The organism is Pseudoalteromonas sp. A22 (assembly GCF_018141345.1).
Taxonomy (GTDB): domain Bacteria; phylum Pseudomonadota; class Gammaproteobacteria; order Enterobacterales; family Alteromonadaceae; genus Pseudoalteromonas; species Pseudoalteromonas maricaloris.
The window spans coordinates 3,386,704-3,395,000 of record NZ_CP047238.1 but is presented as its reverse complement, the minus strand read 5'-3'; the positions used below and the strand labels follow the sequence as shown (position 1 = coordinate 3,395,000).

Sequence of the window (8,297 nt, the reverse complement as noted above, 5' to 3'; positions counted from 1 at the left end):
CGGTGGATGCCTTGGCAGTTGGAGGCGATGAAGGACGTACTAACTTGCGATAAGCCTAGTCAAGCCAGTAAGAGGCGCTTGAGACTAGGATTTCCGAATGGGGAAACCCACCTGCTTGCAGGTATCGTTAACTGAATACATAGGTTAACGAGGCGAACGCGGAGAACTGAAACATCTAAGTACCCGTAGGAAAAGAAATCAACCGAGATTCCGAAAGTAGCGGCGAGCGAAATCGGACCAGCCCTTAAGCTTTAGTGTAGTTAGTGGAACATGTTGGAAAGCATGACGAAACAGGGTGATAGTCCCGTACACAAAAACTTATCTAAAGTGAAATCGAGTAGGTCGGAGCACGTGAAACTTTGACTGAATATGGGGGGACCATCCTCCAAGGCTAAATACTCCCAACTGACCGATAGTGAACCAGTACCGTGAGGGAAAGGCGAAAAGAACCCCTGTGAGGGGAGTGAAATAGAACCTGAAACCGTGTACGTACAAGCAGTAGGAGCCTACTTGTTGGGTGACTGCGTACCTTTTGTATAATGGGTCAGCGACTTATATTCTGTAGCGAGGTTAACCATTTAGGGGAGCCGTAGCGAAAGCGAGTCTTAACTGGGCGCTTAAGTTGCAGGGTATAGACCCGAAACCCGGTGATCTAGCCATGGGCAGGTTGAAGGTTGAGTAACATCAACTGGAGGACCGAACCCACTAACGTTGAAAAGTTAGGGGATGACCTGTGGCTAGGAGTGAAAGGCTAATCAAACCGGGAGATAGCTGGTTCTCCCCGAAATCTATTTAGGTAGAGCCTCGGACGAATACTTACGGGGGTAGAGCACTGTTAAGGCTAGGGGGTCATCCCGACTTACCAACCCTTTGCAAACTCCGAATACCGTAAAGTAATATCCGGGAGACACACGGCGGGTGCTAACGTCCGTCGTGGAGAGGGAAACAACCCAGACCGTCAGCTAAGGTCCCAAAGTGTATGTTAAGTGGGAAACGATGTGGGAAGGCTAAAACAGCTAGGAGGTTGGCTTAGAAGCAGCCACCCTTTAAAGAAAGCGTAATAGCTCACTAGTCGAGTCGGCCTGCGCGGAAGATGTAACGGGGCTAAACATACCACCGAAGCTACGGCTGCAGACTTTGTCTGCGGGGTAGGGGAGCGTTCTGTAAGTGGCTGAAGGTGTGCCGGGAGGCATGCTGGACATATCAGAAGTGCGAATGCTGACATGAGTAACGACAAGAGGAGTGAAAAACTCCTCCGCCGGAAGACCAAGGGTTCCTATCCCATGTTAATCAGGGTAGGGTGAGTCGACCCCTAAGGCGAGGCTGAAGAGCGTAGTCGATGGGAAACGGGTTAATATTCCCGTACTCGGTATGAATGCGATGGGGGGACGGAGCAGGCTAGGCAAGCATGGCGTTGGTTGTCCATGTGAAAGGCTGTAGGCTGGTGACTTAGGAAAATCCGGGTTGCCAAGGCTGAGAGTCGAGACGAGCCACCAAGGTGGTGAAGTTGTTGATGCCCTACTTCCAGGAAAAGCCTCTAAGCTTCAGTTCATACTGAATCGTACCCTAAACCGACACAGGTGGTCAGGTAGAGAATACTAAGGCGCTTGAGAGAACTCGGGTGAAGGAACTAGGCAAAATTGTACCGTAACTTCGGGAGAAGGTACGCTCTTGTTTGTGAAAGACTTGCTCTGTAAGCAAACGAGAGCCGCAGTGACCAGGTGGCTGGGACTGTTTATTAAAAACACAGCACTGTGCAAAATCGTAAGATGACGTATACGGTGTGACACCTGCCCGGTGCCGGAAGGTTAATTGATGGGGTTAGCTTAGGCGAAGCTCTTGATCGAAGCCCCGGTAAACGGCGGCCGTAACTATAACGGTCCTAAGGTAGCGAAATTCCTTGTCGGGTAAGTTCCGACCTGCACGAATGGTGTAACCATGGCCACGCTGTCTCCACCCGAGACTCAGTGAAATTGAAATCGCAGTGAAGATGCTGTGTACCCGCGGCTAGACGGAAAGACCCCGTGAACCTTTACTACAGCTTGGCACTGAACATTGACCCTACATGTGTAGGATAGGTGGGAGGCTTTGAAGCAGAGACGCTAGTTTCTGTGGAGCCGACCTTGAAATACCACCCTTGTAGTGTTGATGTTCTAACTTAGGCCCCTGAATCGGGGTTGAGGACAGTGCCTGGTGGGTAGTTTGACTGGGGCGGTCTCCTCCCAAAGAGTAACGGAGGAGCACGAAGGTTTGCTAAGTACGGTCGGACATCGTACGGTTAGTGTAATGGTAGAAGCAAGCTTAACTGCGAGACAGACACGTCGAGCAGGTACGAAAGTAGGTCATAGTGATCCGGTGGTTCTGAATGGAAGGGCCATCGCTCAACGGATAAAAGGTACTCCGGGGATAACAGGCTGATACCGCCCAAGAGTTCATATCGACGGCGGTGTTTGGCACCTCGATGTCGGCTCATCACATCCTGGGGCTGAAGTCGGTCCCAAGGGTATGGCTGTTCGCCATTTAAAGTGGTACGCGAGCTGGGTTTAGAACGTCGTGAGACAGTTCGGTCCCTATCTGCCGTGGGCGTTTGAGAATTGAGAGGGGCTGCTCCTAGTACGAGAGGACCGGAGTGGACGAACCGCTGGTGTTCGGGTTGTGATGCCAATTGCATTGCCCGGTAGCTACGTTCGGAACTGATAACCGCTGAAAGCATCTAAGCGGGAAGCAGGCCTCGAGATGAGTTCTCACTTTGACTTAGAGTCAACTGAAGGGCCGTTGAAGACTACAACGTTGATAGGCGAGATGTGGAAGTGCTGTGAGGCATTAAGCTAACTCGTACTAATTACCCGTGAGGCTTAACCATACAACGCCAAAGTGGTTTATAAGCGACAGAAGTTAATAGACTAAAGTAGACAAAGAATTTAATAGCTTTTTCCAGATTTAAGAATTAAACAAGGTGACCAACCTCAGCGGTATCGCGAAATCGGTTCACCTTGCGCAAATGGAATGCTCGTTCGAGGCACGATGTAATTAGACATTTGCACCCAGATTTCCTGGTGACTATAGCGTTTTGGACCCACCTGACCCCATGCCGAACTCAGAAGTGAAACAAAACAGCGTCGATGATAGTGTGGATTACCCATGTGAAAGTAGAACATCGCCAGGGCCAAATAAGAGAAACCCGTTGCAGCAATGCGACGGGTTTTTTGCGTTTGAAGTAAAGTACTTCAATGTAGCATCTCCCCTTCGCGCGTCCTTGCGCTCACTTCCTCGAACTGCGAAGCGGTGCTTCGGTTTCTCGTCACCCAAACTCAGAAGTGAAACAAAACAGCCGAAGGGTCGGCCCCGGTCAATGATAGTGTGGATTACCCATGTGACTCTCTATTTAAAAAATGAGAACATCCTACTTCGTAGCGAGCCAGGGCCAAATAAGAGAAACCCGTTACAGTAATGCAGCGGGTTTTTTGCTGTTTTAGGTATAGAGATTTGAGATTTAAAAACCTCGCGAGGTAAACTCGCTCCTACCACAGTATCAGCACAGTGCAACATGGGGGGAGGTGGTTTATCCGCCGATAGGTTGCAATGAAGTTCCGGCAAAAACCATGTACATAAAAACCCGTTACAGCAATGCTGCGGGTTTTTTGCTGTTTGGGGTATAGAGATTTGAGATATAAAACCTCACAAGCCAATCAACACATCGCGAGGGAACTCGCTCCTACCACCGAATACACAGCATTGTGGGAGTGCACGCATCCATGCGTTTATTTCCTGAGTTGCTAAACTGCGTTTTTGGACTTGATTATGAAAAGACGACGGTTTTATTGCCGTTAATGAAAAGCTTATGCTCGCAGGCTAATTGTAACGCGTTACAAAATACTGTTTTTTCAATGTCTCTACCGATTTTTGCCATCTCTTCAGCATTTTGAGCATGGCTAACTTGCGTGACATTTTGGGCAATGATAGGTCCTTCATCTAATTCATCATTAACAAAGTGAGCGGTAGCGCCAATAATTTTCACGCCACGCTCAAATGCCTGATGGTAAGGTTTTGCACCGATAAAGGCAGGCAAGAATGAGTGGTGAATATTGATAATTTTCCCGTCAAAGCGTGAGACAAACTCCGGTGTTAAGATCCGCATATACTTTGCCAAGCCAACAATATCAGGATCATATTGTGCGATTAAATCGGCCATTGCACTGTCGTGTTCAGCTCTACTCAACCCTTCATGTGATACCAGATGAAAAGGAATACCAAAGCCTTTAACAAGGGGTTCCAACGTATCATAGTTTGCGATAACTGCTTGTACTTCAATATTGAATGCTTGTTCGTATTGTTTAAGCAACACGCCGCCTAAGCAGTGCGCTTCCTTCGTCGCAAGTAGCACCACTTTTGTTCGTTCTTGTCCGTATAGGCTTAATTTGGCGCCAGTTGGTAATGACTGACGAAGTTGTTCCAGAAAGTTATCACTGGGTGTGCCTGTTAGTTCTGTACGCATAAAGAAGCGCTGTCCTTCTTTATCTACAAATTCATTATTGCGCGTAATGTTTAGGTCGTGCTCATGACAAAGGCTAGTGATCTTCGCGATCAGTCCGATGTCATCTTTGCACTCTGTCGTTAGTACGTAGCTCATTTCCTCATTCCAATTCGTCTAAGCGAACTTTCAGAATACTGCGAATTGGCAGTGAGATAAATGCTTAACAACAAAAAACTTTGCGATTGCTATCGTATTCAACAGCTGTCTGTGCGCTCACCGCCCATGGTTGAGCAGAGCCTTGAGTTTTGCTGGCTTTACTGGCTTAGACAGGTAATGGATCTGCTCACTTTTAGCAGCGACTTTTACTTCTTCATCCCTCACGGCGGTAATTAAAATCGCAGGAACCGTATCTTGCCACATGGTGCGTAGCGATTTGATCAATGAGATCCCATCACAGTTATCGTTAAGTTGGTAATCCATCAAAATAACATCTGGTGCGGTATTATGTTTTGCGTAAGCAAGCGCGTCTTCTACTTTGTAAAACAGCTGATAGTAGCAATGCCATTTATCTAGCAGGCTCGCCATGGCTTCTAGGTTTTTCGGATCGTCATCAACCGCGATGACATTAAGTTGAGTTTTGCTTTGCGGTTTTTGGCTAATATCTTCTTTTACTTGGAGTAAATCCACATTGCCATAGGGTATGTCTATGGCAAAGCGGCTGCCTTGATTGACAACCGAGTTCACAGAAATTGTGATGGATAATAGATCGCATAGACGTTTTACAACACCAAGCCCAAGCCCAATACCTTTATTATCGCCTGCTTGAATACGATAAAAATCGTTAAAGATCTTATTCTGCTCATGGTTTGAAATACCAGGACCGGTATCCCACACTTCAAGCCTTAAACTATGTTTACGGCGTCGACAGGCGATGAGCACTTTGCCACTGTCGGTATATTTAACGGCATTGGAAACCAGGTTTTGAATGATCCGGCGCAGGTAAGTGGTGTCACTGTGCACAATGCTGTGGGAGCTTCTCACCTTAAGCTCGAGACCTTTTTCTTTTGAAATGATGGCATACTCATTTGCCAGTGGTAGTAAGATATCGTCAATGTTGAAATGCCTAGGGGTTGGTTTCATTGCACCTTGCTCTAGTTTTGCAATATCTAAAAGCGCACTCATCAGATGTACGGTGGAGTCTAGGCTATCGGTGAGTTTTTCAAAGTTACCCTGATCTTTACTTATTAGATTGTGGGTATCAATCGCCGCTAAGTATAGGCGTGCGGCATTGAGTGGCTGCAAAATATCATGACTGGCAAGCGCTAAGAAGCGGGTTTTACTCTCATTTGCTTGTTCTGCTTCTTTTTTAGCTGCCATTAACGCCTGCTCTGTTTCGTGACGATTGGCTATTTCCGCTTTAAGATCCATATTAATAGTGCGGATCTCTTGGGTTCTGGCTTCAATACGGTTCTCTAGATCCATATTGATTTCTTCCAGTGCGTTTTGCGTCGCAATATGCGTAGTGATATCTGAAAAACTCGTCACAAACCCGCCTTCAGGCAGCGGGTTCCCCGTCATCTCAAATACTTGGCCATTACGACGGTGGCGAATAAAGTGGTGAGGAGTGCCATTTTTCAGATGTTGAACTCGTTTATCGACGTGTTTATCAATTTCACCAGGACCGCATTCACCGCGCTCGGCGTTAAAGCGGATCACTTCCTCTATCGGTTGTCCGACTTCTAAGAAACCATCTGGGTAGGCGAACATCTCGTGATAACGCCTGTTCCATGCAACAAGTTTTAGATCTTTATCAACAACCGAAATCCCATGGCTTAGGTTTTCTAATGAGGTATAAAGTAGGTTTTGGTTGAACTGTAGTGCTTGTGTGGTTTCATCAAAAAAGTTAACCACCTCTTCAAATGCCATTTGGCGACCCGATGACACGGTACGGATCAGAGCTTGGGCAGATGAAGCACCGAGCACTCCCGTGAGTGCGCGCTCGCAGAATGAGATAAATTCAGGAGCTGGGTACGCGTCATTATCTTCTAAAATATTATTTTGAGCATAGTGCCCGAGCAGTTGCTGACTACGCTGAACGCCCAAGAAGGTTTGTAGTAGCACTTTAAAGTCATACACGGTAGCGCGAACTTGTTTATTCAAGCGTTTAGAGAGAGCAGCCTGATCTTTAGGGTTTACGAATGCCGCGGCCTGAATACGGTCGATTAGGCGCTCCTGTGCACCGATAGAAAAGCTAATATAGCAGCTAATGTTGGCGAGCAGTGCAAGTAAAGTTCCTCGGGTGATAAGGGTCTGGCGCATTTCATAATCAAGTAATCCACCTGCTTCCAGAATTGGGAACATAAGAAATAGCATCCAGCAGATAAAACCAGCGATGAGCCCCGCATATACGCCATACGCATGGCCTTTGCGCCAATAAAGTCCACCGACAATTGCAGGCAATAGCTGAGTCACCAATGAGAAGGCAACTAACCCCATATTTGCGAGTGCTTCACCATGACCAAACCATTGCTGGTACATATATGAAAGCAATAAGATTGCGGCGATAACAAAGCGTCGAACTAAGAGTATTTGACTCTTAAAACTGCTGTTAAGAATGTTCTTCTTAAATTTACGCTTGAACAACAAAGGCAATACTACATCGTTCGATAACATGGTGCTAAGTGTGAGAGTCGCAACGACTATCATGGCCGTTGCCGCTGATAAACCGCCGATAAAGACAAATGTAGCGAGGATCGGATGCTCCATCATGATAGGTAAAGCAAGTACGAAACTATCCGGTGCGGCACCATAGCCAATATCGGGGTGGATAGCGGCGGTAGCGATTGGGATGATCATGGCTGCTATCAATAACAAGTAAAGCGTAAATGCCCAGCGTGCGGTTTTTAAGTGTGAAGTGTTGTGGTTATCTACCACCACAACATGAAATTGTCGGGGCAAACAGACGATGGCAGCCGCTGCCATAAGCGTTTGTCCAACGAAGTTGAAGTTAAAGAAGTCAAAAGATTGCCAATGTTCGCTCAATGCTTCAAATGAGTCTGGAACTTGAGCTAAAGATTGCCATGCAAGCACGGCAACAATACCGAGAGCGAGTAACTTAACGATAGATTCAAAAGCAACGGCCAACATCAACCCTGAGCGATACTCAGTCACATCTACCTTTCTAGTGCCAAAGAAAATCGCAAATAATGCCATGATCAAGGTGCCAGCTAATGCGAGCGCAGTGCCAGATACTTGCTCATCCTGCTGTAATAACAAAAAGCTACTACTCAAGGCTTTGAGCTGGAGTGCAATATACGGAATGGTTGCCAATAGGGCTATCATCGTTACCATGACGGCCGTAGTTTGGCGTTTACCGTATCGTGCCGAAATGAAGTCGGCAATGGTGGTGATATTCTGCTTTTTACTGACCAATATGAGTTTGCGCAAAAAACCCTGACCGAACAAAAACAGTAAAATGGGCCCTAAAAGAATGGGGAAGTAATGCCAACTACTGGTGGCCGCAGTACCTACCGAGCCGTAATAAGTCCAGGAGGTACAATAAATCCCTAAGGAAAAGGCATAAACAAACGGATGATGACTAATTTTGAGTGCGCGGGGGGTGGTTTTATCTCCCCAGTTGGCGAGCCAAAAAAGTACACCAATATAAGCAGCGGCAACAAGGAGTAAAATGGCAGTCATAATGTTTGTTATAGTTTTTGGTATTAATATCGTCATACTTTAGCAAACAAATGGCACCCATAGTCTAGTTTACTCTATAATTTTATTTGAGATTTATATCTTATTTAAAATCAAAGTGTTATAG

2 protein-coding genes and 2 rRNA genes (1 of these 4 running past the window's edge) are annotated in these 8,297 nt (G+C 46.6%); 2 read left to right on the top strand and 2 right to left on the bottom strand.

The window, feature by feature from the left end:
• Both GSF04_RS20175 and rrf read left to right on the top strand, forming a co-directional pair.
• Positions 1-2,863 (top strand): 23S ribosomal RNA (locus GSF04_RS20175); it begins 21 nt to the left of the window's first position.
• A 189-nt stretch (positions 2,864-3,052) separates the two neighbouring features.
• A 5S ribosomal RNA gene (gene rrf, locus GSF04_RS20170) occupies positions 3,053-3,166 on the top strand.
• A gap of 633 nt (positions 3,167-3,799) precedes the next feature.
• Here the strand turns inward: rrf and purU are convergent.
• A complete protein-coding gene (purU, locus tag GSF04_RS20165; protein WP_211858611.1) occupies positions 3,800-4,630 on the bottom strand; it encodes a formyltetrahydrofolate deformylase in 831 nt (276 codons plus the stop codon).
• 117 nt (positions 4,631-4,747) lie between these two features.
• The gene (locus tag GSF04_RS20160; protein WP_211858610.1) at positions 4,748-8,173 is read right to left on the bottom strand and encodes a PAS-domain containing protein; all 3,426 of its coding nucleotides are present in this window, start codon (positions 8,171-8,173) and stop codon (positions 4,748-4,750) included.
• Positions 8,174-8,297 lie beyond the last annotated feature (124 nt).

Bases quoted from the DNA above. Each gene is read 5' to 3' on its own strand.
- purU (WP_211858611.1), bottom strand. From the start codon at position 4,630: ATGAGCTACGTACTAACGACAGAGTGCAAAGATGACATCGGACTGATC.
- GSF04_RS20160 (WP_211858610.1), bottom strand. From the start codon at position 8,173: ATGACTGCCATTTTACTCCTTGTTGCCGCTGCTTATATTGGTGTACTT.